Origin of the sequence: Brevundimonas sp. LF-1, assembly GCF_037055305.1 — a bacterium.
GTDB classification, from domain to species: domain Bacteria; phylum Pseudomonadota; class Alphaproteobacteria; order Caulobacterales; family Caulobacteraceae; genus Brevundimonas; species Brevundimonas sanguinis.
This window is the reverse complement of record NZ_CP146349.1, coordinates 889,999-914,304: the sequence shown is the minus strand read 5'-3', so window position 1 is coordinate 914,304 and position 24,306 is coordinate 889,999. Positions and strand designations below refer to the sequence as shown.

General features: G+C 68.2%; 16 protein-coding genes and 8 pseudogenes. 9 read left to right on the top strand and 15 right to left on the bottom strand.

Going from position 1 to position 24,306, the window contains the following annotated elements; genetic code table 11:
* Nucleotides 1-181: 181 nt before the first annotated feature.
* Nucleotides 182-978 (top strand): annotated as a pseudogene (xth, locus tag V8F63_RS04860) (exodeoxyribonuclease III).
* A 7-nt stretch (nt 979-985) separates the two neighbouring features.
* Here the strand turns inward: xth and V8F63_RS04855 are convergent.
* Nucleotides 986-2,321: pseudogene (locus tag V8F63_RS04855) on the bottom strand (SLC13 family permease).
* A 140-nt stretch (nt 2,322-2,461) separates the two neighbouring features.
* Here V8F63_RS04855 and V8F63_RS04850 point away from each other — a divergent pair.
* The gene (locus V8F63_RS04850) at nt 2,462-3,355 is read left to right on the top strand and encodes a hypothetical protein (RefSeq protein ID WP_392354663.1); all 894 of its coding nucleotides are present in this window, start codon (nt 2,462-2,464) and stop codon (nt 3,353-3,355) included.
* 224 nt (nt 3,356-3,579) lie between these two features.
* On the opposite strand, the gene gcvA is transcribed toward V8F63_RS04850, so the two are convergent.
* From gcvA to V8F63_RS04835, 3 genes are all read right to left on the bottom strand, one after another.
* Nucleotides 3,580-4,521, bottom strand: coding sequence for a transcriptional regulator GcvA (gene gcvA / locus V8F63_RS04845; protein WP_392354662.1), 942 nt, complete (start codon nt 4,519-4,521; stop codon nt 3,580-3,582).
* 7 nt (nt 4,522-4,528) lie between these two features.
* Nucleotides 4,529-5,215: a response regulator transcription factor gene (locus V8F63_RS04840; protein WP_003168277.1), complete on the bottom strand. Its 687-nt coding sequence runs from the start codon at nt 5,213-5,215 to the stop codon at nt 4,529-4,531.
* A 62-nt stretch (nt 5,216-5,277) separates the two neighbouring features.
* Nucleotides 5,278-5,988, bottom strand: coding sequence for a YggS family pyridoxal phosphate-dependent enzyme (locus V8F63_RS04835; protein WP_392354661.1), 711 nt, complete (start codon nt 5,986-5,988; stop codon nt 5,278-5,280).
* Nucleotides 5,989-6,030: 42 nt separating this feature from the next.
* Between V8F63_RS04835 and V8F63_RS04830 the strand changes: the two genes are divergently transcribed.
* Both V8F63_RS04830 and V8F63_RS04825 read left to right on the top strand, forming a co-directional pair.
* Nucleotides 6,031-6,486, top strand: a complete 456-nt coding sequence (locus tag V8F63_RS04830) for a thiamine phosphate synthase (RefSeq protein ID WP_392354660.1) — start codon at nt 6,031-6,033, stop codon at nt 6,484-6,486.
* Entirely contained in the window at nt 6,426-6,632 is a 207-nt protein-coding gene (locus V8F63_RS04825; RefSeq protein ID WP_392354659.1) for a thiamine phosphate synthase, read from the top strand. The genes V8F63_RS04830 and V8F63_RS04825 overlap by 61 nt, the downstream gene beginning before the upstream one ends.
* Before the next feature lie 3 nt (nt 6,633-6,635).
* On the opposite strand, the gene V8F63_RS04820 is transcribed toward V8F63_RS04825, so the two are convergent.
* Complete coding sequence (locus V8F63_RS04820; protein WP_025976440.1) at nt 6,636-7,040, bottom strand: NtrZ family periplasmic regulatory protein; 405 nt, start codon at nt 7,038-7,040, stop codon at nt 6,636-6,638.
* 354 nt (nt 7,041-7,394) lie between these two features.
* Between V8F63_RS04820 and V8F63_RS04815 the strand changes: the two genes are divergently transcribed.
* The 4 genes and pseudogenes from V8F63_RS04815 (at nt 7,395) to holA (ending at nt 12,064) form a co-directional block, all read left to right on the top strand.
* Nucleotides 7,395-7,850, top strand: coding sequence for a DUF3576 domain-containing protein (locus V8F63_RS04815; protein ID WP_025976439.1), 456 nt, complete (start codon nt 7,395-7,397; stop codon nt 7,848-7,850).
* Nucleotides 7,851-7,938: 88 nt separating this feature from the next.
* Nucleotides 7,939-10,516: pseudogene (leuS, locus tag V8F63_RS04810) on the top strand (leucine--tRNA ligase).
* Entirely contained in the window at nt 10,516-11,001 is a 486-nt protein-coding gene (gene lptE, locus V8F63_RS04805) for an LPS assembly lipoprotein LptE (RefSeq protein ID WP_312447941.1), read from the top strand. Before leuS ends, lptE begins: the two are co-directional and overlap by 1 nt.
* Nucleotides 11,002-11,011: 10 nt before the next feature.
* Nucleotides 11,012-12,064 (top strand): DNA polymerase III subunit delta, encoded by a 1,053-nt coding sequence (holA, locus tag V8F63_RS04800; protein ID WP_303704913.1) that lies wholly within the window; start codon nt 11,012-11,014, stop codon nt 12,062-12,064.
* Nucleotides 12,065-12,479: 415 nt separating this feature from the next.
* Here holA and V8F63_RS04795 read toward each other — a convergent pair whose 3' ends face one another.
* From V8F63_RS04795 to hemE, 10 genes and pseudogenes are all read right to left on the bottom strand, one after another.
* Nucleotides 12,480-13,367 carry a ParB/RepB/Spo0J family partition protein gene (locus V8F63_RS04795; RefSeq protein ID WP_392354658.1) on the bottom strand — a complete coding sequence of 296 codons (888 nt, stop codon included), beginning with the start codon at nt 13,365-13,367 and terminating at the stop codon, nt 12,480-12,482.
* Between the two features lie 30 nt (nt 13,368-13,397).
* Complete coding sequence (locus tag V8F63_RS04790; RefSeq protein ID WP_025976433.1) at nt 13,398-14,234, bottom strand: ParA family protein; 837 nt, start codon at nt 14,232-14,234, stop codon at nt 13,398-13,400.
* A pseudogene (gene rsmG / locus V8F63_RS04785) lies at nt 14,224-14,843 on the bottom strand (16S rRNA (guanine(527)-N(7))-methyltransferase RsmG). The gene V8F63_RS04790 and the pseudogene rsmG overlap by 11 nt, the downstream one beginning before the upstream one ends.
* Nucleotides 14,843-16,756 carry a tRNA uridine-5-carboxymethylaminomethyl(34) synthesis enzyme MnmG gene (gene mnmG / locus V8F63_RS04780; RefSeq protein WP_392355033.1) on the bottom strand — a complete coding sequence of 638 codons (1,914 nt, stop codon included), beginning with the start codon at nt 16,754-16,756 and terminating at the stop codon, nt 14,843-14,845. The pseudogene rsmG and the gene mnmG overlap by 1 nt, the downstream one beginning before the upstream one ends.
* 63 nt (nt 16,757-16,819) lie before the next feature.
* Nucleotides 16,820-18,132: pseudogene (gene mnmE, locus V8F63_RS04775) on the bottom strand (tRNA uridine-5-carboxymethylaminomethyl(34) synthesis GTPase MnmE).
* Between the two features lie 136 nt (nt 18,133-18,268).
* On the bottom strand, nt 18,269-18,508 hold the full coding sequence (locus V8F63_RS04770; protein WP_134581953.1) for a DUF6489 family protein: 240 nt from the start codon (nt 18,506-18,508) through the stop codon (nt 18,269-18,271).
* Between the two features lie 74 nt (nt 18,509-18,582).
* Nucleotides 18,583-20,078, bottom strand: a pseudogene (gene rho, locus V8F63_RS04765) (transcription termination factor Rho).
* Between the two features lie 271 nt (nt 20,079-20,349).
* A complete protein-coding gene (locus V8F63_RS04760) occupies nt 20,350-20,796 on the bottom strand; it encodes a CopD family protein (RefSeq protein ID WP_392354657.1) in 447 nt (148 codons plus the stop codon).
* Between the two features lie 54 nt (nt 20,797-20,850).
* Nucleotides 20,851-21,882: pseudogene (hemH, locus tag V8F63_RS04755) on the bottom strand (ferrochelatase).
* Nucleotides 21,879-22,912 (bottom strand): annotated as a pseudogene (hemE, locus tag V8F63_RS04750) (uroporphyrinogen decarboxylase). The pseudogenes hemH and hemE overlap by 4 nt, the downstream one beginning before the upstream one ends.
* A gap of 480 nt (nt 22,913-23,392) precedes the next feature.
* Here hemE and V8F63_RS04745 point away from each other — a divergent pair.
* On the top strand, nt 23,393-24,262 hold the full coding sequence (locus tag V8F63_RS04745) for a pyruvate, water dikinase regulatory protein (RefSeq protein ID WP_025976424.1): 870 nt from the start codon (nt 23,393-23,395) through the stop codon (nt 24,260-24,262).
* The last annotated feature ends 44 nt before the right edge of the window (nt 24,263-24,306 follow it).

Sequence of the window (24,306 nt, the reverse complement as noted above, 5' to 3'; positions counted from 1 at the left end):
TTTGACCTTTTTCTCTCGGCGTGACACTTTGGGCACAGGACGGCGGCGGCCGTCCCGCCCGCCACGGATTCATCCCCGCCTGGCGGCGAGAGAGACGAACTTCATGCGCCCGGACGCTGTTCCGGGCGCTTTTTTCGTGGCGCTTAGACCCCGCCGGCATGACCTGCTAAGGCCCCCGGTCATGAGCCTTCGCATCGTCACCTGGAACATCAACTCGGTCCGCCTGCGCATCGATCAGGTCGCCCGTTTCGTCGCCGAACACGCCCCGGACGTCCTGTGTCTGCAGGAGATCAAATGCACCGAGGACCAGTTTCCGCGGCAAGCTTTCATCGACATGGGCCTGCCCTATCTGCGGATCGGCGGCCAGAAGGGGTGGCACGGGGTGGCCATCGCCAGCCGCCTGCCCATCCTTGACAGCCCCAGGCTGGACGTCTGCCGCGAAGGCCACGCCCGCTGCGTCTCGGCCGTGGTCGAGGGGTGGAGGTGCAGAACTTCTACATCCCGGCGGGCGGCGACCTGCCCGACCGCGAACTGAACCCCAAGTTCGATCACAAGATGGACTTCTATGAACGGTTGACCGCCGAGATGAAGACCCGCGACCGCCAGCGGCCTCTGGTTCTGGCCGGCGACTTCAACATCGCGCCGGGCGAGAACGACGTCTGGAACCACCGCTTCATGTCCAAGGTGGTCAGCCACACCCCCGGCGAGGTCGAGACCCTGTACCGGCTTCAGGACGCGGGCGGTTTCACCGACGTTCTACGCGATCAGATCCCAGACCCGGTTAAGCTGGCCAGCTGGTGGAGCTATCGCGCCAAGGATTTCCGCAAGTCAAACCGGGGCCTGCGCCTCGATCACCTATGGACCTCGCCGGGCCTGACTCCGGCCGTAGTCAAGGGCAGCGCCCGCATCCTCGACACGGTGCGCGAATGGGAGCGGCCCAGCGACCACGCCCCGGTCGTGATGGACCTGGACATCTAAGGCCGCCTCAGAACGGGAAGAAGATCGGGATCGCCGCCATGCCCGTGGCCCAGGTGATCAGGTTCAGCGGCAGGCCGACCTTCACGAAGTCCATGTAGCTGTAATTGCCCATCTGATAGACGAGCACGTTCGTCTGATAGCTGAAGGGCGTGGCGAAGGCGGCCGAGGCCGCCATCATCACCGCCACCAGAAACGGTCGCGCATCCACGCCCAGCGCCGCCGCTATGGCTACGGCTATCGGCGAGAACAGCACCGCCACCGTGGCGTTCGACAGGATGTCCGTCGCGAACAGCGTCACCCCGTAAAATACGAACAGCGCCGCCCACGGCCCATAGGGGCGGATCACGTCGATCAGGGCGTCGGCGCCCGCCTGGGCCAGGCCCGTCACCTCCAGCGACGAGCCGATGACCACCATGCCCGCGACCAGCAACAGGATTTCAGGCCTCAGCCCGGCATAGGCCTCCTCGGCGGTGATCACCCGCATCAGGATCAGGGCCACCGCCCCGGCGAAAGCCGCCGCCGCAATGGGCGCCAGGCCAAAGGCCGAGGCCACGACCACGGCGGCGAAAACGGCCAGAGACGCCAGGGCGCGTTTCAGCTCCAGCGGCCGCTCAGCGCCTTTTTCATACAGATCGACATTGCCCAGCACCGCATCGCCCGACCCGCCGGGGCTGGCGCGCTGCTCCATCAGCCACGGCAGACGGAAGGACGACAGCAGGCTGCGCTTGCCCTTACCGGCCTTCTCGGCTTCCCGGCGCGCCGCCATTTCGGCCTCGTCGCGCGCGGCGGTCTTCTCCAGCACGCGCGAGCCGATGAAATACAGATAAAGGCCGCCGACCGTGGCGATGCACAGACCCACGCCCGTGATTTCAAATAGGGAGAAGACCGGCTGACCCGTATTGCGGGCCATGTCGCTGACCAGCAGATTGGTCGAGGTGCCGATCAGGGTCAGCAGCCCCCATGATCACCGCATAGCTGAGCGGCATCAGGAATCGCTTGGGCGACAGGCCCAGCGACAGGGCCATGTCGCGGACCACCGGCGCCGCCAGCACCACCACCGGCGTGTTGTTGAGAAAACCGCCGACCGCCCCGCACAGGCCGATCACGATCCACACGGCGTGTCGCCCGAACAGGCGGGTCATGCCCTTGGCCTTGCGGATCAGCCAGGCCAGCAGGCCTGACAACTCCATGGCGTAGGCGATGACGAACAGCCCCGCCAGAGCCATGATGGCCGGGCTGGCGAAGGCGCCCTGCACCTCGACCGGGCGCACCACGCCGAACAGCAGCAGCGCCGCCGCGCCGCTAAGCGCCACTACATCGGAGCGCAGACGTCCATGGATCATCACCCCGACCACGACGACCAGGACGACGAGAGCGATAATCTGGTCCAGCGTCACCCGCGCAAGAGCCCCTGTTCCGCCAGACGCCGGACCCGTTCACGGGCCGGGGCGCCAATCCGTCATTCCCGTGTTAGGCTGCTTCCATGTCGATCACAACGACCCGTCTCGCCGCGCCGATCGCCCTGGCGGCCGCCATGGCCCTTCTGGCGTCGTGCCAGAAGCCGTCCGAGCCCGCCGCGCCCGAAGCTCCGGCGCCCGCCCCGCCCACGGTCGTGCTGGACTCAACCCTGAACCGCGCCGCCCTGCTGGCCGCCCTAACCGAAGCGAGAACCGCCACGGCCGACGGCCGCGTCCGCGACGCGGCCCTGAGCGGACGGACCGTGTCGGTGCGCCTTCCTTTCGGATGCGACGGCGCAGCACCGGCCGAACGGACGCAGCCGGGCCTGCCGGCCCTGGTGCGCGGCGACGACGGCAGCCTGATGCTGAGAGTTCTGCCCGAGGATCTCGCCACGTCCGGCCTGGTCATCACCGCGGGCGCGGACGACGCGGCGCCTCCCAGTGCCTGGGAAGCGGTCGAAGGCTTCTGGATCCCCCGTCCCTGGAGCGGGCTGGAAACCTGTCGCCCCGGCGAGACCGCGCCGACGGCGCGCCAGCCAGCGCAAGACGCTGAAGCAGACAGCAGACCCGAGGCCGACGGTGTAGTTTCGCCTGCGGCTCAGCCGTCCGTTCAGACGGAACGCACCTCAGGGCTGGCCGCTGTGTTCGAGACGGGCGGCTCGCGCCTGGGCCGCCGCCAGGGCCAGGCCTATGTCCATGTCATTCGGGGAGACAAGGGCGTCGCTCCGACGCCGGCGCCCGGCGGCTATGCGCTGCGGCTGGAGGGGCGGCTGACCGCCTTTGCGGACGGAAAGGCCGTCCACTGCGTCCAGAAGGACGCCGAAAGCCGTCCGGTCTGCGTCGCCGCCCTGCGGCTGGACCGGCTGGCCTTCGAGGATGGAGCCACGGGCGCCCTTCTCAGCGAATGGCGCCCGCGTTGAGCTGATGTCAGGCAGCGCCCAAAGGGCGGCGCCGGCCAGGACGCCCAGCAGGATCAGGGTGACGCTGCCGGTGAAGACGACGACGCCTTCGAACGAGAAGCCCGAAGCGCGGGGATGTACGAGTTTCATGATTGAGTTCCTTTCGGCGGGGGAGATCCGAACGGCCTCAAGATAGGAAGCGCGACCGTGAACGACAAACCACGGTTCGGCTGCATCGCGTGAGCTTAACTCACCTGATCCTGCTCTGCGTCCCGATCTGGCCGCGATTCCGCCACGATCCAGTTGAGGAAGCGGCGCAGCTTCGGCTCATCGGCGCGTTCGGGCAGGACCACGGCCCAATAGGCCAGGTCGTTCGTGAGGGCGTGGTCGACCGGCTGGATCAGCCGCCCCTCGCGGAGCTCCTCCGCCGCCAGCGGCGCCGAGGTCAGGGCCACGCCCCGCCCCGACAGGGCGGCCTCCAGCGCCAGGTGGCTGTGGCTGAAGTGGGGGCCGCGCAGATGGTTCACGCGCGGATCCTCGACGCCGGCGCTTTCGAACCAAGCCTTCCAGCCCAGTCGGTTCGCATAGGGCATGTCGTGCCAGGTCTCGTGAATCAGCACCACGTCCAGCAGATCGGACGGCTGGTTCAACCGCCGCGCGGCGGCGAAGGACGGGGCGCAGACCGGGATCAGGCGCTCATTGACCAGCCGCCGCACCACCTTGCCCGGATAAGGGCCTTCGCCATAGCGCAGCGCCACGTCCGCCTCGCCGTTGGACAGGTCGGCGATGCGGTCCTCGGCGAAGACGATCAGGTCGAGGTCGGGATTGTCTTCGCTGAACCGGTGCAGACGCGGCGACAGCCATTTGCTGGCCAGGGACGGCAGGGCGCTGATCCGCAACTGGCGCGAACGGCCGGGCCGCACGGCGTCCAAGGCGCTTTCCAGCCGCTCGAAGGCGTCGGCGACGCCCTGGGCCAGGCGCACGCCATCGGCGGTCAGCCGCACCGAGCGGTTGAAGCGGTCGAACAGGCGCAGGCCCAGCCGCATCTCCAGCGCCTTCACATGGCGGCTGACAGCGCCGGGGGTGACACCCAGCTCCTCGGCCGCCTCACGGAAGCTGCCGTGACGCGCCGCCGCGTCGAACGCCCGAAGCGCCACCAGCGGCGGGGTCGGGCGACGCTCGCTCATGGGCAGATCAGGGCTGGAGGCGGTAGCCGCCGGCGTCGGTCAACAGCAGCCGCGCCTGACCCGGCTCGGCCTCGATTTTCTGACGCAGGCGGTAGATGTGGGTTTCCAGCGTGTGGGTGGTGACCCCGGCGTTGTAGCCCCACACCTCGGTCAGCAGCTCTTCGCGCGACACCGGCTTGGCCCCGGCGCGATAGAGGTACTTCAGGATGTTGGTTTCCTTTTCCGTCAGCCGGACCTTCTTGCCCTTGTCGTCCACCATCAGCTTGGAGGCCGGACGGAACTCATAGGGACCGACCTGGAAGACGGCGTCCTCGGACTGTTCGTGGCTGCGCAGATGGGCGCGGATGCGCGCCAGCAGGACGGCGAACCGGAACGGCTTGGTGACGTAGTCGTTGGCGCCGGAGTCGAGGCCTAGAATGGCGTCGGAGTCCGACGACTGCGCCGTCAGCATGATGACCGGGGTCGAGATCCCCGCCTTGCGGATCAGGCGACAGGCCTCGCGGCCGTCCATGTCGGGCAGGTCGACGTCCAGCAGGATGAGGTCGGCGCGCGCCTCCTTGGCCTGACGCACGCCGTCGGTCGCCGTCGCGGCCTGGGCCGGGCGGAATTCCTCGTGAAGCGCCAGCTGCTCGGCCAAGGCCTCGCGCAGGTCGTCGTCGTCGTCGATGATCAGAATGGTCTTGGGCGTGCGCATGGTCTCTTTAGAATGGCGAGGCTTGAGCCGAACGCCAAGGGCGCCGGACAGGATATTGCGTCCTAAGAGGGCGCCGGCGCTTTATTTCGTTCCCCGAACAGAGCCGAACCGACCCGAACATGGGTCGCGCCCGCCGCGATGGCTGCAAGATAATCGCCGCTCATGCCCATCGACAGCACGCCCAGGCCGTTGCGCGCTGCGATCGCGGCCAGCAGGGCGAAATGCGGAGCGGGGTCTTCATCAACAGGGGGAATGCACATCAGCCCCTCGACCTTCAGGCCGTATCGGTCGCGGGCGACGGCGATCAGGGCGTCGGCGTCGTCGGGCAGAACCCCGGCCTTCTGCGGCTCGGCGCCGGTGTTGACCTGAACCAGCACGCTGGGGCGCCGCCCCGCCCGCGTCATGGCGGCCGCTAGAGCGGCGGCGAGCCGTTCGCGGTCCAGCGTCTCGATGACGTCGAACAGTTCAACCGCTTCCAGCGCCTTATTGGTCTGCAAAGGGCCGATCAGGCGCAGTTCCAAATCCGGCAGGGCGGCGCGACGGGCCGCCCAGTGGCCTTGCGCCTCCTGCACCCGGTTCTCGCCGAACACGCGCTGACCGGCGTCCAGCGCCGCCTGCAGCGCCTCGGGCCCTTGGGTCTTGGACACGGCGGTCAGCACCACCGAGGCCGGGTCGCGGCCGGCCGCCTTGGCCGCCTCGGCGATGCGGCCCCGCACCTGGGCGAAGCGGTCAGCGATGGACGAAACGGCGGCGGCGGGATTAGGGACGGTCATGATGCCCCTGTCTGACACCCTGTCCGAAGAAGCGCAAAGCCTGTGGGACGCCGCCCGCGCCCTGGCGCGCACGGCGCCGCAGGGCGGCCGCTCCCTGCCCCCCTGCTGTTCTTCACCGACCCGGCGCGCACGCCCCGACCGTGGGAGACGGCCGCCCGCCTGCCTGCCGGCGCAGGCGTGGTCTTCCGTCACTTCGGCGCCGCGGATCGACTGGAGACCGGACGGCGCCTGCGCGAGGCGACGCACAGGGCGGGGGTTCAGCTGCTGGTGGGACTGGACGTCGAACTGGCAGAGCAGATCGAGGCGGACGGCGTGCACCTGCCCGAGCGGGCGCTGTCGGCCGCCTGGTCCCTGTCGGGACGACGGCCGGACTGGCTGCTGACCGGGGCGGCCCATTCCCCGGCAGCGGTGCGGGGGCGCGCGATCTGCACGCCCTTGTGCTCTCGCCGGTCTTTCCGGCGGGCGGCGCTTCTTCAGTCAAAGCGCCGCTGGGCGTAGAGGGATTTTCGGCTCTTGCCGCCCTGGCCCTCTGCCCGGTCTACGCCCTGGGCGGGATCACGGCGCTCAATGCGCCGCTATTGGCGGCGTCGGGCGCATCCGGCCTGGCGGGCGTGGAGGCGATCCAGACGGCTTTCGCCGGCTAGGGCTTAGAACTTGAAGATGGTCTCGAGCCGCACGCGCGGCGCGGCGCGGCGGTCGGCGGCGCTTTCGGGCGCGCGGGCCGGGTCGACTTCAGGCGAGGCCAGGTTGGCGGCGGCGCCGACGCGCAGGCGCGGGCTGAGGCGGTAATAGGCTCCGGCCTCGACATCGCCCCAGTCGGCTTCGCGGCCGACCGGCTGGTTCAGGTTGAAGTTCAGACCCCAGCGGCCGTTCTCGTTGAAGCGCAGGCCGCGGCGCTGGGCCGGGGTCGCAGGCGTGGTCGAGGACTGGGCGGCGATATCGCTGAGATTGACAGAAGGCGTGCGGGCGCGCGTCTGCGCCGAGGCGTCGTCCGCCATCCCGGCCAAGGCCAGGGCGCCCGCGCATGCAGCGATGACGGCGACGAAACGCATTCCACCTACCCAAAAAGACCGACTTGAGCCGTCGATCCGTTATTGACGAGCCGGAACCGTCCGACCTGGGGATAACATATGGACTCGCGCCCCGGGGTCAACGCATGGAAGCCCCGCGATCACGGTTCGGGGCGACTCCGCCGGCCCCTGTGGCGCCTGCGTCACGCCGTTCCGGCCTTTTGCCGTCGATATTGGCGGCCAGGAACGCCGGTTCGCCTTGTCATAGCCCCTTTTGAGCGTGTTATAGAGCGTCGCTGCGGCGCGTGCGCGCGCGGTCTCTTTCGATGATCGCCCCTCGGGGGCCTTTCGGAAGCGCCCGGCGTACGTCGTCCACCCCTTTACGGAGACTATGGAATGGCTCTTGTTCGCGGCGCTGCGGTCGCCCTGATCGCCTCGGGACTGCTGCTCGGCGGCTGCTCCAGCCTGCCCTTCGTCGGCGGCGGCTCCAAGGCCAAGACGCCCAGCATGGAAGCCCAGCTGGGCATCGGCGTGAACGCCTATCTGTGGCGCGCCACCCTGGACACCCTGTCCTTCATGCCGCTGGCCAGCGCCGACCCTTGGGGCGGGGTGGTGAACTATGACTGGTACGTCAATCCGCAGACGCCGAACGAGCGTTTCAAGGCCACCGTCTTCATCCTGGACCGCCGTCTGCGCGCCGACGCCCTGAACGTCGCCGTGACCAAGGAAGTCAAGGACGCCTCGGGCGGCTGGGTTTCGGCCCCGGTCGCGGCCCAGACCGAAACCGATCTGGAAAACGCCATCCTGACCAAGGCGCGCCAGCTCAACCTCGCCAACGCGGCCCGTCGCTAAGGCGCCGCCTCTCCTCCCCTTCGCCGTTCAACGCAGACCTCAGGGCCGCCTCAAGCTTCGCGCCTGAGGCGAGACCTCAGGATACGCCGTGGCCCGCTACGAGCCCAAGACAGCCGAACCCCGCCAGCAGGCCCGATGGGCCGAGGCCGACGCCTTCTCGGTGTCCAACGCCGACACCGGCCGTCCGAAATACTATGTGCTGGAGATGTTCCCCTATCCGTCGGGCAACATCCACATGGGCCACGCCCGCAACTACGTCATGGGCGACGTCGTGGCGCGCTGGAAGCGGGCGCAGGGCTTCGACGTGCTGCACCCGATGGGCTGGGACGCCTTCGGCATGCCGGCCGAGAACGCGGCCATGGAGCGCGGCGTCCACCCCGGCGACTGGACCTGGTCCAACATCGCCACGATGCGCGGCCAACTCAAGCTTCTGGGCCTGTCGCTGGACTGGTCGCGCGAGTTCGCCACCTGCGACCCCGAATATTATGGCAAGCAGCAGGCCTGGTTCCTGGAGCTTTTCAAGCGCGGCCTGGTCTATCGCAAGGACGGCGTGGTCAACTGGGACCCGGTCGACAACACCGTCCTGGCCAATGAGCAGGTCATCGACGGGCGCGGCTGGCGCTCGGCGCCGTGGTCGAGAAGCGCAAGCTGAACCAGTGGTTCCTGCGCATCACTCAGTATGCGGACGATCTGATCGACGGCCTGTGCGAGCTGGAAGGGCGCTGGCCTGAAAAGGTCCGTCTGATGCAGGAAAACTGGATCGGCCGGTCCAAGGGCCTGCAGATGAAATGGGCCTGGGCGGGCGCCGTTCCGGCCGGTTTCGATGACGGGCTGGAGATCTACACCACCCGCCCCGACACCCTGTTCGGCGCCAGCTTCATGGGTCTGGCTCCGGATCATCCGATCTCGAAGCAACTGGCCGAGGCCGACCCCAAGATCGCCGCCTTCGTCGCCGAATGCCGCAAGGGCGGCGCCAGCCAGGCCGACATCGAACAGGCCGAGAAGATCGGCTGGGACACCGGCCTGAAGGTGATCCACCCCTTCACCGGGGCCGAAGTCTCGGTGTGGATCGCCAACTTCATCCTGTCCGACTACGGCACCGGCGCCATCTTCGCCTGTCCGGCGCATGACCAGCGCGACCTGGACTTCGCCCGCAAATACGACCTGCCGGTGATCCCGGTCGTCCGTCCCGAGGAGCGGGCGACGACTTCGCCGTGGCCGGCGAGGCCTATACCGGCCCGGGCGTCATCTTCCATTCCGACTTCCTGAACGGCCTGGACATCGAGACCGCCAAGGCCGAGGCCATCCGCCGGATCGAGGCCGCCGGAACCGGCCAGGGCGCGACCATCTATCGTCTGCGCGACTGGGGCGTCAGCCGTCAGCGCTACTGGGGCTGCCCCATCCCGGTCATCCACTGCGAGGCCTGCGGCGTCGTGCCGGTCCCGGCCGACCAGCTGCCGGTCGAACTGCCCAAGGACGTCACCTTCGACGTGCCCGGCAACCCGCTGGACCGTCACCCGACCTGGAAGCATGTCGACTGCCCGTCATGCGGCGCCGCCGCCCGGCGCGAGACCGACACGCTGGACACCTTCGTGGACTCCAGCTGGTATTTCGCCCGCTTCGCCGATCCCAAGGCGGCCGAGCCGATCAACAAGGCCGCCGCCGCCAAATGGCTGCCGGTCGATCAGTACATCGGCGGCGTCGAGCACGCGGTCCTGCACCTGCTCTACGCCCGCTTCATCACCCGCGCCCTGTCGGACGCCGGTCTGATGGACGTCAAGGAGCCGTTCGCGGGCCTGTTCACGCAAGGGATGGTGGTCCACGAGACCTATTTCGACGGCCATGAGGACAGCGGCAAGCCGCGCTGGATCGAGCCGTCCGACGTGCGCATCGAGACGGTGGACGGCAAGAGGGTCGCCACCCGCCTGTCCACCGGCGCCCCGGTGACGATCGGCGACATCGAAAAGATGTCCAAGTCGAAGAAGAACGTGGTCGCGCCCCAGGACATCATCGCCGCCTATGGCGTGGACGCCGGCCGCCTGTTCATCCTGTCGGACAGCCCGCCCGAGCGCGACATCCAGTGGTCCACCGGCGGGGTCGAGGGCGCCGCCCGCTTCGTGCAGCGCGTCTGGGGCGAATACGCCTCATACGACGCCGCCGCTCCGGCCAACGCCGATGTGGACGCCGCCCTGATCCGCGAGACGCACAAGGCGATCAAGGCCGTCAGCGAGGGCGTCGAGCACTTCCGCTTCAACTCGGCCGTGGCCAAGCTCTACGCCTTCCTGGCCACCATCCGCCAGCACGACAAGGCGGGCGCCGAGGCGAAGAAGACCGCCCTGTCCGCCCTGGCGCGGCTGATGGCGCCCTTCACCCCGCACCTGGCCGAGGAATGCTGGACCCAGCTGGGCGAGGCCGGAATGGTTCTGGACGCGCCCTGGCCCGTCTATGACCCGGCCCTGGCCGCCGACGACCAGGTCACCCTGCCCGTCCAGATCGGCGGCAAGCGTCGCGGCGAGGTCGTTCTGCCGCGCGGTGCGGACAATGCGAGGGTCGAGGCCGCGGCCCTCGCCAATCCGACGGTTCAGGCCTACCTTGCCGCCAACAACCTCAGCATCCGCAAGGTGGTCGTCGTGCCTGACCGTATCGTCAATCTGGTGGCCGGCTGATGCGCAGCGGGCGTCGTCTCCTGCTGGCGCTGGCCGGGACGGTTCTGCTGGCCGGTTGCGGCTTCACGCCCCTGTATGGCGAAGCGGGGGTCAGCGGCGCCCTGTCGCGCATCGCCGTAACGACCCCCGACGACCGACTGGGTTATCGCCTGCGCGAACAGCTGGAGGACGCCTTCGGCCGCGACGGCGCCCAGGCGCCGCTCTACCGCCTGGCGACCGAGGTCGAGCACAAGCGCCGCCCTCTGGGCCGCCGCATCGACGACACCGCCAGCCGCTATGAACTGACCGTCAGGGCCGCCTGGTCCCTGACCCCCGTCGCGGGCGGCGAAACCCTCAAGGGCGTGCAGACCACCACGATCACCTACGCCGCCGCCGACCAGCCCTACGCCGCCATCGCCGCCCAGCAGGACGGCGAGGACCGCGCCGCCGCCGATCTGGCCCGACTGATCCGCCTGGACATGATGCGCGTCCTGGCGGGGCGTTGAAGGCCGGCGCATGATCCTGTCCCGGCGGCCTGACGTCGACCGCTTTCTGAAGGCGCCGGACGCCGGCGTTCGCGCCGCCGTCATCCACGGCAAGGACCGCTCGGGCGTGACCGAACGCGCCCTGACGCTGTGCAAGACGATCACGCCGGATCTGAACGACCCGTTCAACGTCACCCTGCTGACCGAAGCCGACATCGACGGCGACCCGGTTCGGCTGGAAGAGGCCCTGACGGCGCTGAGCATGATCGGCGGGCGGCGTCTGGTGCGGGTGCGCATGGGAGACGCCAAGGGCGGCGTCGACAAGGCCGTGGCCGCCGCCCTGAGCGCCCACGCCGAGGGCGCCTACAACCCCGACGCCATGCTGGTGATCGAGGCCGGGGCGCTAGGCCGCGAATCCGCCCTGCGCAAGGCCGCCGAAAAGGCCCAGGGCGCGGTGGCCATCGCCTGTTATGAGGACGAGGTCGGCGATGTCGCCCGCATGACGCGCGAGGCCTTGGGCGCCGATAAGGTGGGCCTGACCTCGGACGCGCTGGATCGCTTCGTCGCCCGCCTGCCCCGCGAACGCGGCCTGATGCGCCAGGAGATCGAACGGCTGATCCTCTACATCGGCCCCGGCTCGGGCCGCACCATCGACGTGGAGGAGCTGGACGCCCACCTGGGCGTCGAGCCCGACGCCTCCCTGTCCGACGCCGCCCTACAGGCGTTCGGCGGCCGCCCCGGCCCCGCGCAGGCGGGCCTGCGCCGCGCCCTGGCCGAGGGCGAAAGCGCCGTCATGGCTGTGCGCATGACCTCGCTTCATCTCGGAAAGCTGCGCCGGATCAATATCCTGCAGGCCAACGGCGCCGGCGCCAAGGAGGCCGCCAAGGCCGCCGGCGTCTTCTGGAAGCAGGAGGCGGAAATGCTGCGCCAGGCGCGCGGGTGGCGCCTCGAACTGCTCGACGAGGTGCAGGACAGCGTCAACACCGCCGACGTCATGACCAAGACCACGGGCATGCCCGAGGCGCTGATCGCCGAACGCCTGCTGCTGGAAATCGCCGCCCGCGCCAAGCGCATGGGGCTTTAAGCGTCGCCCTAGCGCGCTTCGCGCTGCTTGAGGGCTTAGAAAAAGGCGCTTCCCCTCTCCTCCCCATGAAAGGGGAGGGGGACCGCGTAGCGGTGGAGGCGCTTCTCCGGCGGACCCAAGCGGCCCCTCCGTCTCGTCGCCTTCGGCGTCGATCCGCCTCCCCACAAAGTGGGGAGGAGACGCCGCGTCAGCCGCGCTTCGATGCGCGCCGGAAGGCCGGCTTGTTCTGCGCCACAGACTGGCGCTGCATGGATTTCTCGGTCGTGGCGGCGCCGGCCGCCGCCGAAGGCGCCGGTATTGCGGCTCGTCGCCTGCTTGGCCGCCAGGGCGCGTTTCAGCGCATCTGCGGCGCTCGGTTTTTCAGTTTTCTCAGTCATGACGCCACCCTAACACGAACGGCGCCGGAAAGAGCCTCTTAGCCGCGCATCAGGCGGCGGCACAGGTCGTCCAACTGCTCCAGAGTGCCGTATTTGACGGTGATCTCGCCCTTGCCGCCCCTGTCGGCCAGCGAAACCTTCAGGCCCAGGGCGTCAGACAGATCCTGCTCCAGGGCGGCGATGTCGGCGGCGCCCTCCCCGTTCGGCGCAGGTCGGACCTTGGGCGTCTTCGGGCCCTCGGCCGCACGACGAGCCAGGGCCTCGGTCTGGCGCACGTTCAGGCCCTTGGCGATGACCTCCGCCGCCAGCTGTTCGGCGTTCGGCGCGGTGATCAGGGCGCGCGCGTGGCCGGCCGACAGCTCGCCGCGCACCACATGCTCGCGCACCGACTCGGGCAGTTGCAGCAGGCGCAGGGTGTTGGCCACGTGGCTGCGGCTCTTGCCCACCACGCCCGCCAGGGCGTCCTGGGTGCGGCCGAAACGCTCCATCAGCACGGCGTAGGCGTTGGCCTCTTCCATCGGGTTCAGGTCGGCGCGCTGGACGTTTTCGATGACGCCGACTTCCAGCACCTCGATGTCGTCCATCTCGCGCACGACGATCGGCACCTGAGTAAGGCGGGCGGCCTGGGCGGCGCGCCAGCGGCGTTCGCCGGCGATGATCTGCCACACGCCCGCTTCCCCCGGCTGCGACCGCACGAGGATCGGTTGCAGCACGCCCTTGTCGCGGATCGAAGCCGTCAGTTCGTCCAAGTCGGTCTTGGCGAAGATCTTGCGCGGCTGATCGGGATTGGGCTTCAGCGCTTCGATGGGCGCGCGCTGCACGCCCGCGGGCGCCGGACCGGCCGCATCGACGGCGACCGCTTCCTGCGCGTTTTCACCCAAAAGCGCCGAGAGACCCCGGCCCAGACCACGCTGACGTTCGGACAAGATGCTGTTTCCGTTTACTTATCAGGTTGATCAGGCCGCGATGGCCTGACGACGTTGGCGCTCGCGCGCGACCAGTTCACGCGCCAGCTTCAGATAGGCCTGACTGCCCGCGCACTTCAGATCGTAGATCAAGGCCGGCTTGCCGAACGACGGCGCCTCGGACACCCGCACGTTTCGGGGAATGACGCTGTCATAGACCTTGTCGCCGAAATGGGCGCGCACATCGGCCGCCACCTGGCCCGACAGGGCGTTGCGGCGGTCATACATGGTCAGGACCAGGCCCTGGATCTCCAGCGCCGGGTTCAGGCTCTGACGCACCATCTCAATGGTCCGCATCAGCTGAGTCAGACCCTCCAAGGCGAAGAATTCGCACTGCAGCGGCACCAGAACGGCGTCGGCCGCGGCCATCGCATTCAGCGTCAGCAGGTTCAGGGACGGGGGGCAGTCAATCAGGACATAGTCATACCGGGAATGACCGTTGCCGCCCTGCTTCGCCAGGGCGTCGCGCAGCCGATAGGAGCGGCGATCCGACTGGCTCAGCTCGATCTCGACGCCCGACATGTCCGGGTCGGCGGTGACGATGAACAGGCCGGGCACGGCGGTTTCGATCGCCGCCTCGTCGACGGGGCGGCCGTCGACGATAACGTCATAGATGGTCACCCGCCGTGTTTCACGTGGAACACCCAGGCCGGTCGAGGCATTGCCCTGCGGGTCCATGTCCACGATCAGCACCTTCTCGCCGATCGCGGCCAGCGCCGTGCCGAGATTGATGGCGGTCGTGGTCTTGCCTACGCCGCCCTTCTGGTTGGAAACCGCCAGAACGCGGGTGCCATGAACCGAGGACGGCTTAACGGACTCAACGGACACGGCGAAGACCCCTCAGTGAAACGATGCGGCCGCGCGGATCGCTGCGCGAGACAGCGAACCGGCTTCAAACTGCCAGACCCGACGGGCCTCTTTCAACTCAGCCTCGGCCTTCTCTCCCTTGAGGAACAGACCTTTTGCACCGCGTTGGAAGTAGGGCTGTGCATAACCCAACAGCTTCTCCATCGCCGCGACGGCCCGCGCCGTTACGACATCAACCGCGATCGCCTGCTCCTCGGCTCGGCCGTTGACCACGGTGGCGGGCAATTCCAGGGCGTCGACAATGGTCTGCAGGAAACGGCAGCGCTTGCCGAGGCTGTCGACCAGCCAGACGTGGGCGCCTGGCCTGCCCTTCAGCAAAATCGCCAAGACCACGCCCGGAAAGCCCGCCCCGGCGCCCAGATCGGCCCAGGTCTTCGCCTCTGGCGCGAGATCCAGAAGCTGGGCGCTGTCCCAGGCGTGGCGGTTCCAGAAATCGGGGATGGTGTCCGGCCCGACCAGGTTCATGACTTCGTTCGCCTCGGTCAGCATGGCCAGGAAGGTCGTCAGGTCGGCGATGTTGGCGTCGCTGGCCCCGGTCTGGGCGCGAAAGGCGTCGATAGCGTCCGACATCAGGCGACAACCGCCGCGAGATCTGCGTCCACGTCCTTCACCTTCTTCACGTGAGCCAGAAGCGCCGTCAGCGCGCCCGGCGTCATGCCTTCGATCCGGCCGGCCTGCCCCAGCGTCAGAGGACGGATCATGGCCAGCTTCTCGCGCACCTCATTCGACAGGGCGCCTATGGCGGCATAGTCAAGGTCGCGCGGCAGGGCGAGCCCCTCCTCCCGTCGCAGCGCCTCGGCGTCCTGGGCCTGACGGTCGAGATAGCCGGCATAGACGGCGTCGATCTCGACCTGTTCGCGAACTGCGGCGGACCAGTCGCCGATTTCGGGGTGGATCGCAGTAAAGTGATCCAGCGTCACGTTCGGGAATGCCAGCAGGTCGCGGATCGAGCGACGCTGACCATCGGCGTTGACCGTGATTCCCAGCGCGCCCGCCTCCTTGGGCGTGAACAGCGTTTCACGTGAAACACGATTAGCTACGTCCAGAAGGTCCGCCTTCTCCCGCCAAATCTTCGCCCGGTCTGCGCCGACGATACCCGCTTCCATTCCGATCGGCGTCAGCCGCTGATCGGCATTGTCGGCGCGCAGGGTCAGACGATACTCGGCCCGGCTGGTGAACATGCGATAGGGCTCGGTCACGCCGCGCGTCACTAGGTCGTCGATCATCACGCCGATATAGGCTTGATCTCGGCCGAGGATCAGCGGATCAGAACCGGCGGCGGCGCGGGCGGCGTTCAGGCCGGCGATCAGCCCTTGTGCGCCAGCCTCCTCATAGCCGGTCGTACCGTTGATCTGGCCGGCCAGATACAGGCCATGCCGCTTCTTGACCTCCAGCGCCGGGGTCAGCTCCCGCGGATCGACATAGTCGTACTCGATGGCGTAGCCGAAGCGGAACACCTCGACCTGCTCCAGACCCGGCATGGTGTGCAGGAAGGCCAGCTGAGTCGCATCGGACACCGAGGTCGAGATGCCGTTCGGATAGACGCTGGGATCATCCAGACCTTCCGGTTCCAGGAACACCTGGTGGCTGGTCTTGTCGGCGAAGCGCACCACCTTGTCCTCGATCGAGGGGCAGTAGCGTGGGCCGCGCCCGGACAGCCGGCCGCCATAGACCGCGCTTTCGCCGAGGTTATCAGCGATGATGCGGTGCGTCTCTTCGGTCGTGTGGGTCACGCCGCAGGCGATCTGGGGCACCTCAATGCGGTCGGTCAGGAAGCTGAAGGGCACGGGCTGGTCGTCCGCCGCCTGCATCTCCAGCCGCTCCCAGGCGATGGTGCGGCCGTCCAGGCGCGCGGGCGTGCCGGTCTTGAGCCGGCCCATCATCAGCTCAGCGGCGTGCAGGTCGCCCGCCAGGCCCGTCGAGGGATCCTCGCCATAACGGCCGGCCGGAATGCGCAGGTCGCCGCGATGGATGACGCCGTTGAGGAAGGTGCCGGTCGTCAGCACCACGGCGCCGGCGCGGATGGTCTCCCCTGCCCCGGTCTTGACGCCGACCACCCGGTCGCCGTTCAGGATCAGCCCCTCGGCCGTGCCCGCCATCAAGGTTAGGTTGGGATAGCCCGCCAGCTCGGCCTGCATGGCCTCGCGGTACAGACGCCGGTCGATCTGGCTGCGCGGGCCGCGCACGGCGGCGCCCTTGGACCGGTTCAACATGCGGAACTGAATGCCCGACACGTCGGCAAGCCGGCCCATCACCCCGTCGAGCGCGTCGATCTCGCGCACCAGATGGCCCTTGCCTAGGCCGCCGATCGCCGGGTTGCAGCTCATCTCGCCGATGGTCTCCAGCTTCTGGGTCAGAAGCAGGGTGCGGGCGCCCGCACGGGCAGCGGCCGTCGCGGCCTCGCAACCGGCGTGGCCGCCGCCGATGACGACGACGTCGAAGGTGTGATCGGGTGTCGAACTCATGGGGTCCACATAGTCCATCTGGGCCGGAATCGCCACCAGCTCGAGAACCATTGTTTCACGTGAAACAGCCGAACGCCGGGTCTATTTGCCGATGCAGAACGAGGAGAAGACCTCGCCCAGAATGTCCTCGACGCCAATGGCCCCGGTGACGCGGGCCAGGGCGTCAGCCGCGCGGCGCAGGTCGTCGCCGGCCATCTCAGGCGCCACATCGAGCGCCCGGCGGCCCTCCTCGACGGCGGCCAAAGCCTCGGCCAGGCGGCGGCGATGGCGTTCGCGCGTGACGGCCGGGAAGTCAGCGCCAGACAGGTCGCGCGCCAAGCGGGCGGCGATCCACTCATGCAGTTCGGCCAGCCCCTGCCCGGTCGCCGTGCTGACGCTCAGGGCCTCGAGATCCGGCGCGGGCGCCACGGCGCCCAGATCGGCCTTGTTCAGCACTTGAAGATCGGCGGGGCGCACGAAGGCGGCGGCCGGGTCCTCGGCGCCTTCGGTGGAGGGCGAGCGGACCCATAGGCGCAGATCGGCGCCCTCGGCGCGCACGCGGGCGCGGCGGATGCCCTCAGCCTCGACCGGATCGTCGCTGTCGCGCAGACCGGCTGTGTCCGACAGGGTGACGGCGTAACCGCCGATCATGATGTCGGCGTCCAGCACGTCGCGGGTCGTTCCAGCGATGGGGGTGACGATGGCCGCTTCGCGCGCAACCAAGGCGTTGAACAGGGACGACTTGCCCGCGTTGGTCTCGCCGATCAGCACGATGCGATAGCCCTCGCGCACCCGCCGCCCGCGATCAGAATCGGCCAGCGCCGCGCGAAGATCGGTCGCCAGAGCGTCCAGCACCGGCCCGGCCGTGCGCGCCAGATTGTCAGGCACTTCCTCGTCGGGGAAGTCGATCTCGGCCTCGACCAGCGACAGGGCCTTCAACAGGTCGCGGCGGAATCCGGCGTAGGCGGCCGACAGGGCGCCGTCGAGCTGGCCCAGCGCCTGAGACTTCTGGGCGTCCGTTTCAGCGTCAATGAGGTCAGCGACCGCCTCGGCCTGGGCCAGATCCATGCGGCCGTTCTGAAAGGCGCGACGGGTGAACTCGCCCGGCTCGGCGGGACGCAGGCCAAGCGCGATCAGGGCGGTGCTGGCCGCCTCGACGACGGCGCGGCCGCCGTGCAGGTGCAGCTCGGCCGAGTCCTCGCCGGTATAGGAGCGCGGGGCGACGAAGCGCAGGATGAGGGCCTCGTCGATCAGACGGCCGTCGTGGCGCAGGTTGCGCACCGAGGCCAGGCGCGGCGTCAGCCCCCTGCCCCCAGCGCGGCCAGGGCGGTCTCCGTGCCTGGGCCCGACAGGCGCAGGATGGCGACGGCGCCGCGGCCCGGCGGCGTGGCGAGGGCGAAGATGGTGTCGGTCATACCTTCTCCTCCCCATTCCATGGGGAGGGGGACCACGACGTGGTGGAGGGGCCAGCGCGGAAGGAAACGGCCCCTCCGTCTCGTCGGCTGCGCCGCCGATCCACCTCCCCACTTCGTAGGGAGGAGAACAGGAGCCTCACGGCTTGGGCGCGCCCGTGACGGCGGCTTCCATCAGACGGCGGAACTGGTCCTGAGCCTGAACGCCGAAGCTGGTCCAGGTCTTCATCAATTCGTCTGGCTGCATGGCGGCCATGTTGGCGTCCATGCGCTTCTGCATTTCCGCGACCAAATGGTCGTTGAGCGGCGTCACGTCCGGAAGGCCCAGGAAGGCGCGAGCCTCGGCCGGAGTGCAGTCGATCTCAATGTTCAGCTTCATGACCCGCACTCCTGTTTCACGTGAAACACGCCCTCAAGCAGCCGCCCGCCGCGCGGGCGGCGCTAGGGCCAGTATCAGGTGTTCATGGACTGGAAGAAGTCGCCGTTGTTCTTGGACTGGCGCAGCTTGTCGAGCAGGAACTCGATCGCGTCCTGCGGACCCATCGGGTTGAGGATGCGGCGCAGGACATAGGTCTTGGCCAGCTGGTCCTTCGGCGTGATGAGGTCTTCCTTGCGGGTGCCCGACTTGAGCACGTCGATGGCCGGGAAGATGCGCTTGTCGGCGACCTTGCGGTCCAGCACGATTTCCGAGTTGCCGGTGCCCTTGAACTCTTCGAAGATCACCTCGTCCATGCGGCTGCCCGTGTCGATCAGGGCCGTGGCGATGATGGTCAGCGACCCGCCCTGCTCCACATTGCGCGCGGCGCCGAAGAAGCGCTTGGGCCGCTGCAAGGCGTTGGCGTCGACACCGCCGGTCAGCACCTTGCCCGACGACGGGACCGTGGCGTTGTAGGCGCGGCCCAGGCGCGTGATGGAGTCCAGGAGGATCACCACGTCCTTCTTATGCTCGACCAGGCGCTTGGCCTTTTCGATCACCATCTCGGCCACGGCGACGTGGCGGGTGGCCGGCTCGTCGAAGGTCGAGGCGACGACCTCCCCTTCACCGTGCGCTGCATGTCGGTGACTTCTTCAGGGCGTTCGTCGATCAACAGGACGATCAGGAAGACTTCCGGGTGGTTGCGCTCGATCGACTTGGCGATGTTCTGCAGCATCATCGTCTTGCCGACGCGCGGCGGGGCCACGATCAGGCAGCGTTGCCCCTTGCCGAGCGGGGCGACGATGTCGATGACCCGACCCGAGCGATCCTTCAGCGTCGGATCCTGGATCTCCATGTTGAGCCGCTCTTCGGGATAGAGCGGCGTCAGGTTGTCGAACAGGACCTTGGTCTTGACCATCTCCGGATCTTCGAAGTTGATCGTGTCGACCTTGAGCAGGGCGAAGTAGCGCTCGCCCTCGCGCGGGCCGCGCACGGCGCCGTGCACCGTGTCGCCCGAGCGCAGGCCGAAGCGGCGGATCTGCGACGGCGAGACATAGACGTCGTCCGGACCCGGCAGGTAGTTGGCGTCGGGGCTGCGCAGGAAGCCGAAGCCGTCCGGCAGGATCTCCAGCACGCCCGAGGCGATGATCTCGACCTCTTCATCGGCCAGAGTCTTCAGGATGGCGAACAGCAGGTCCTGCTTGCGCAGGTTGCCGGCGTTCTCGATGTCCAGGCCCTCGGCGAAGGCGACCAGGTCTTCCGGCGTCTTCTCGTTCAGTTCCTGAAGCGTGATGCGGCCGTTGGGGACGATGGGCTCGCCGTCGTCGTCCTCATCATCATCCTCGGCCGTGGTGTCGACGCCATGATCGTCGTCCTCAGAGATAGGCTGAACCGGGACTTCGGGCTCGGCCTCCTCGACCAGCGCCGCCGCGCGGCTGCCGCCCAGGCTCAGGGTGCGACGCGGCCGCTCAACCGGCGTTTCCGTTGCATTTTCAGCGACTTCGGTGTCCGGAGTCTCAGGCGTATCGGTCATAATGGCGTGCTCGTTCGCGCGCCCGGACGCGGCGAGGCGGCCAGGAGCAGAAAGGTCGTAATGGCTTCAGCCGCAGGGGCTGGGAGGGAGGGCGACGGGTTCCCCGCAGGCTCAAACCGGCAGGCGTCGCAAAAGAGAGGGACCGCGCTGCACGGATCGGCCGCACGGTTCACCGCAGCGGAACCACGAAAGACCCCTGCAGGTCAAGGACCTTCAGGCAGCGCGCGACGGCGTCGCTCGCGTCAGGGCGCTTAGAAACTCCATTCCATCGTCACCGACAACACCATGATGATGGCCAGGACGAACGGATCTCATTGGTCATGCGCCAGAAACGGCCAGAATATTTCGACGCGCCCGCCGCGATCTTCTTGCGCTGACCCGCCAGGAAGCCGTGCCAACCGGCCAGCAGGAAGACGCCGATCAACTTGGTCATCATCCACGGCTGATGGGCGAAGGACCAGTCGGCGCCGTCGCCGCTGCGCAGCCACAGCAGCCAGCCGCCGAAAATGAAGGCCAGGATCATGGCCGGGTTGATGATGATCCGCAGCAGCCGCGTCTGCCAGGCGCGCAGCAGGGCCTGCATCTCGCTGCGCAAGGGTTCAGGCTTGGCGTTCTGCTCGGCGTCATAGGCGAACAGACGCGGCAGGAAGAGCATTCCGGCCATCCAGGCGATCACCGCCAGGATGTGCAGCCCGCGGGCCAGGTTGTAATAGTCCATGTCGATCCCCTCAGGCCGCCCTGGAGCCCTTTGAACAGCCGGACGGGCAGGCTTTCAAGCCGGCGCATGGTCGACCCTGCGAAGCCCCTGCGGCGCGGTCCCCGGCGTCTCCAGCGCCCGCGCGACCGCATCGGCCAGGGCGGCGATGAAAACCGGGTCGGCGCTGACCGTCGGCGCGCGCAGATAAGGCGCGCAACCGACCTTATGGGCCAGTTCGCCGTATTCCATGTCCAGTTCGACCAGGGTCTCGATATGTTCGGAGACGAAGGCGATCGGCACCACCAGCGCGCCCACGCCGTCCTTGGCCGCCTGTTCGATGGCGTCAGGCGTGGGGGCCCAGCCATTTCAGCGGACCGACCCGGCTCTGATAGCAGATGGCCCAGTCGGTCAGGCCCATGCGCTCCACCACGGCGGCCACGGTCGCCTCGACCTGGGCCTGATAGGGATCGCCCGCTGTGACCAGCTTCTCGGGAATGCCATGGGCCGAGAACAGCACCCGCACCGGCTTGCCTTGCGCCTTGTCCAACGTCTGCTGGATCAGTCGGACCTGGGCCTCGATCAGGCCTTCGGCGTCGGGGTAGCAGCAGACGACGTGGGTCTCGCCCGGTCCGTCGTAGCACTCGGTCCACTTCTTCAGCGAGGAGGCCGTCGTGGTGGTCGAGAACTGCGGATAGAGGGGCAGAAGGACGATCTGGTCGGGCTGGAAGGCTTTGACCGCCGCCGCCGTCTCTTCGGTCAGCGGATGCCAGTAACGCATGGCGATGAAGACCCGGCTGTCGTCGCCCGGCGAGGCGTCCGCCAGGGCGCGCGATAGGGCCTCCGCCTGCTTCTGCGTCTCGGGCAACAGGGGCGATCCCCGCCCATCAGGGCGTAGTTGGCCTGGGCCGAGGTCTCGCGACGGCTGGAGATCAGCTTGGCCAGCGGCGTGCGCACGATCCCCGGCAGACCGATGATGGCCGGATCGTTGAACAGGTTGAACAGGAAGGGCTTGACCGCTTCGGGGCGGTCGGGACCGCCCAGATTGGTCAGGACGACCGCCACGCGCCGGCCGGGTCGTCCCTCTAGGGTAGCGGCGGTCTGGTTCATTGGGCGCCGATCCGTTTCAGCACTTGCTCGACATGGGCGATGGGCACGTCAGGCAGGATGCCGTGGCCGAGGTTGAAAATCCACGGCCCTTGGCCCCAGGCCTCCATCAGCTGATCGACACGGCGGTCCAGCGCCTCGCCGCCTGCGCGCAGCAGCAGAGGGTCCAGCGCGCCCTGGATGGGTTTGATCTTCTGCACGCGCTGGCCGACGTCCAGCGGACAGGCGGTGTCCAGCGCCACGCCCTGCACGTCGCATTCGCGCGCATAGCGTTCGGCCAGGGCCGCCGAGCCCCTCGGGAAGCCGATCAGGGGCACGGTGACGCCCAGCTCGCGGGCGCGGGCGACCAGCTTCTGATGCGGCTTCAGCACCAGGCTCTCGAACAGATCGTCGGGCAGGCCCTCGGCCCAGCTCTCGAAGATCTTCAGCACCTGGGCGCCCGCGTCCTGCTGCATCTTCAGATAGTGGGCGGTGGCTTCCACCAGCACGTCCAGCAGGCCGTAGACGATCTCGGGCTGGGTGTAGGCGTAGGTGCGGGCCGCCGCGCGCTCGCCCTTGCCCATGGTCCGATGTTCGCCGTCCAGCATATAGGTCGCCACGGTCCACGGCGCGCCCGCAAAGCCGATCAGGGCGCGTTCAGGCTCCAGTTCCGCGCGCACAAGGCTGAGCGTCTGGCCCACGGCCTTGAGGGCCTCTCCAGTCTGCTGAGCCTTGTCGGCCATCGACTGCACCGACGGCAGGGCGCCCAGGCGCGGGCCTTCCCCGCCTCGAACCACACCTTTTGCCCCAGGGTGCCGGGGATCAGCAGGATGTCGGCGAAAACGATGGCGGCGTCGAAGCCGAAACGGCGCATCGGCTGCAAGGTCGCTTCGGCCGCCATCTCCGGGTTCAGGCAGAAGGCGATGAAGTCCGGCGCCTTGGCCCGCAGCTCGCGGTACTCCGGCAAGTAGCGCCCGGCCTGACGCATGAACCACACAGGCGGGCGGGAAAGGGTTTGGCCCTGGAGAGCCTGGATCAGAAGGGGCGTGCTCATGTCTTGGGCTTTAGGATGCACACCCCCAAGCCTCAATACCTATTCAGATTTAAGAATTGAAAGAATTAGAGGTTGGAAGCAGGGCGGGGGAGCGCGGGGATAACCCTGGACCGTCCCGGTCGGACTCCCTTTGTCCCCGTTTCGCGGCGAACGATCCGCGGGATCGCGGGCGGGGGTGTGAGTCATGGGGATAAGCCGTGAAACACCCGCCAGACTCGGGTTTGCCTCTGGGCGCCGTTGTGGGTGAATCCACGGGCGCCATTTGGACAGGCACTCCTGCCCACAGCCTGGGATGAAACCTCGGCGCCCAGGCGGACGACTCCGGCGCCGATCGCGGCAACGGCGCCCGCGATCCCCGCTCGCGACCGGAGACAGGGCTTGCTACAGGATTCGGCGCCCGGTCTTTCACGAACGGCGCCCCGGCTTTTCAACAGGGCGCGGGGATGATCCGACCGTGGGACAGAAGGAGACGCCGTCCCCATGAGCCCTGCCCGTCCTCCCGGCGCTTCGCGTCTGGCCACTTATTTTCACGTCCATCTCGTCTCGGATTCGACGGGCGAGACGTTGAACGCCATGGCCAAGGCGGTGATCGCCCGTTTCGACGGCGTCATTCCCATCGAGCACATCTACGCCCTGGTGCGGTCCAACAAGCAGATGGAGCGCGTGCTGGAAGAAGTCGCCGCGGCGCCGGGCGTGGTTCTGCATACGCTGGTGGATCGGGAGCTGCGCGAGCAGCTGGAGGAAGGCTGTCGTCGGCTGCAGATGCCGCAGATCGGGGCGCTGGACCCGCTGGTCGGCGCCCTGTCGCGCTACCTCGGGGCGGACGTTTCGGCGCGGGTGGGCGCCCAGCACGCCCTGGACACCGGCTATTTCAACCGGATGAGCGCGCTGGACTACGCTATCGCGCATGATGACGGACAAGGCACGCTGGAGCAGCTGGAACAGGCCGACGTCGTCCTGTGCGGCGTCAGCCGGACCTCCAAGACGCCGACCTGCATCTATCTGGCCCATCGCGGCATTCGGGCGGCGAACGTGCCGCTGGTTCCGGGCCAGGAAGACGGCGAGCGGTTGACGGCGCTGAAGCATCCGCTGGTGGTCGGCCTGACCGTTTCCCCGGACCGCCTGGTGCAGATCCGCCGCAATCGCCTGGACGGGCTGAACGCCGGCCACGCCTCGGCCTATGTCGATCATGACTCTGTGCGCGAAGAGACCATTAAGGCGCGGCGCGCCTTTGAACGGCGCGGCTGGCCGACCATCGACGTGACCCGGCGTTCGGTCGAGGAGACGGCCGCCGCCATCATCAACCTGTTGAGCGAGCGGCGCAGCCGCAAGCTGGGAGCGCCGATGTGACCCAGGCCCCCCATGAACGGCTGATCCTGGCCTCCAAGAGCGCC

Bases quoted from the DNA above. Each gene is read 5' to 3' on its own strand.
- V8F63_RS04850 (WP_392354663.1), top strand. From the start codon at position 2,462: ATGTCGATCACAACGACCCGTCTCGCCGCGCCGATCGCCCTGGCGGCC.
- gcvA (WP_392354662.1), bottom strand. From the start codon at position 4,521: ATGAGCGAGCGTCGCCCGACCCCGCCGCTGGTGGCGCTTCGGGCGTTC.
- V8F63_RS04840 (WP_003168277.1), bottom strand. From the start codon at position 5,215: ATGCGCACGCCCAAGACCATTCTGATCATCGACGACGACGACGACCTG.
- V8F63_RS04835 (WP_392354661.1), bottom strand. From the start codon at position 5,988: ATGACCGTCCCTAATCCCGCCGCCGCCGTTTCGTCCATCGCTGACCGC.
- V8F63_RS04820 (WP_025976440.1), bottom strand. From the start codon at position 7,040: ATGCGTTTCGTCGCCGTCATCGCTGCATGCGCGGGCGCCCTGGCCTTG.
- V8F63_RS04815 (WP_025976439.1), top strand. From the start codon at position 7,395: ATGGCTCTTGTTCGCGGCGCTGCGGTCGCCCTGATCGCCTCGGGACTG.
- lptE (WP_312447941.1), top strand. From the start codon at position 10,516: ATGCGCAGCGGGCGTCGTCTCCTGCTGGCGCTGGCCGGGACGGTTCTG.
- holA (WP_303704913.1), top strand. From the start codon at position 11,012: ATGATCCTGTCCCGGCGGCCTGACGTCGACCGCTTTCTGAAGGCGCCG.
- mnmG (WP_392355033.1), bottom strand. From the start codon at position 16,756: ATGGACTATGTGGACCCCATGAGTTCGACACCCGATCACACCTTCGAC.
- V8F63_RS04770 (WP_134581953.1), bottom strand. From the start codon at position 18,508: ATGAAGCTGAACATTGAGATCGACTGCACTCCGGCCGAGGCTCGCGCC.
- V8F63_RS04760 (WP_392354657.1), bottom strand. From the start codon at position 20,796: ATGGACTATTACAACCTGGCCCGCGGGCTGCACATCCTGGCGGTGATC.
- V8F63_RS04745 (WP_025976424.1), top strand. From the start codon at position 23,393: ATGAGCCCTGCCCGTCCTCCCGGCGCTTCGCGTCTGGCCACTTATTTT.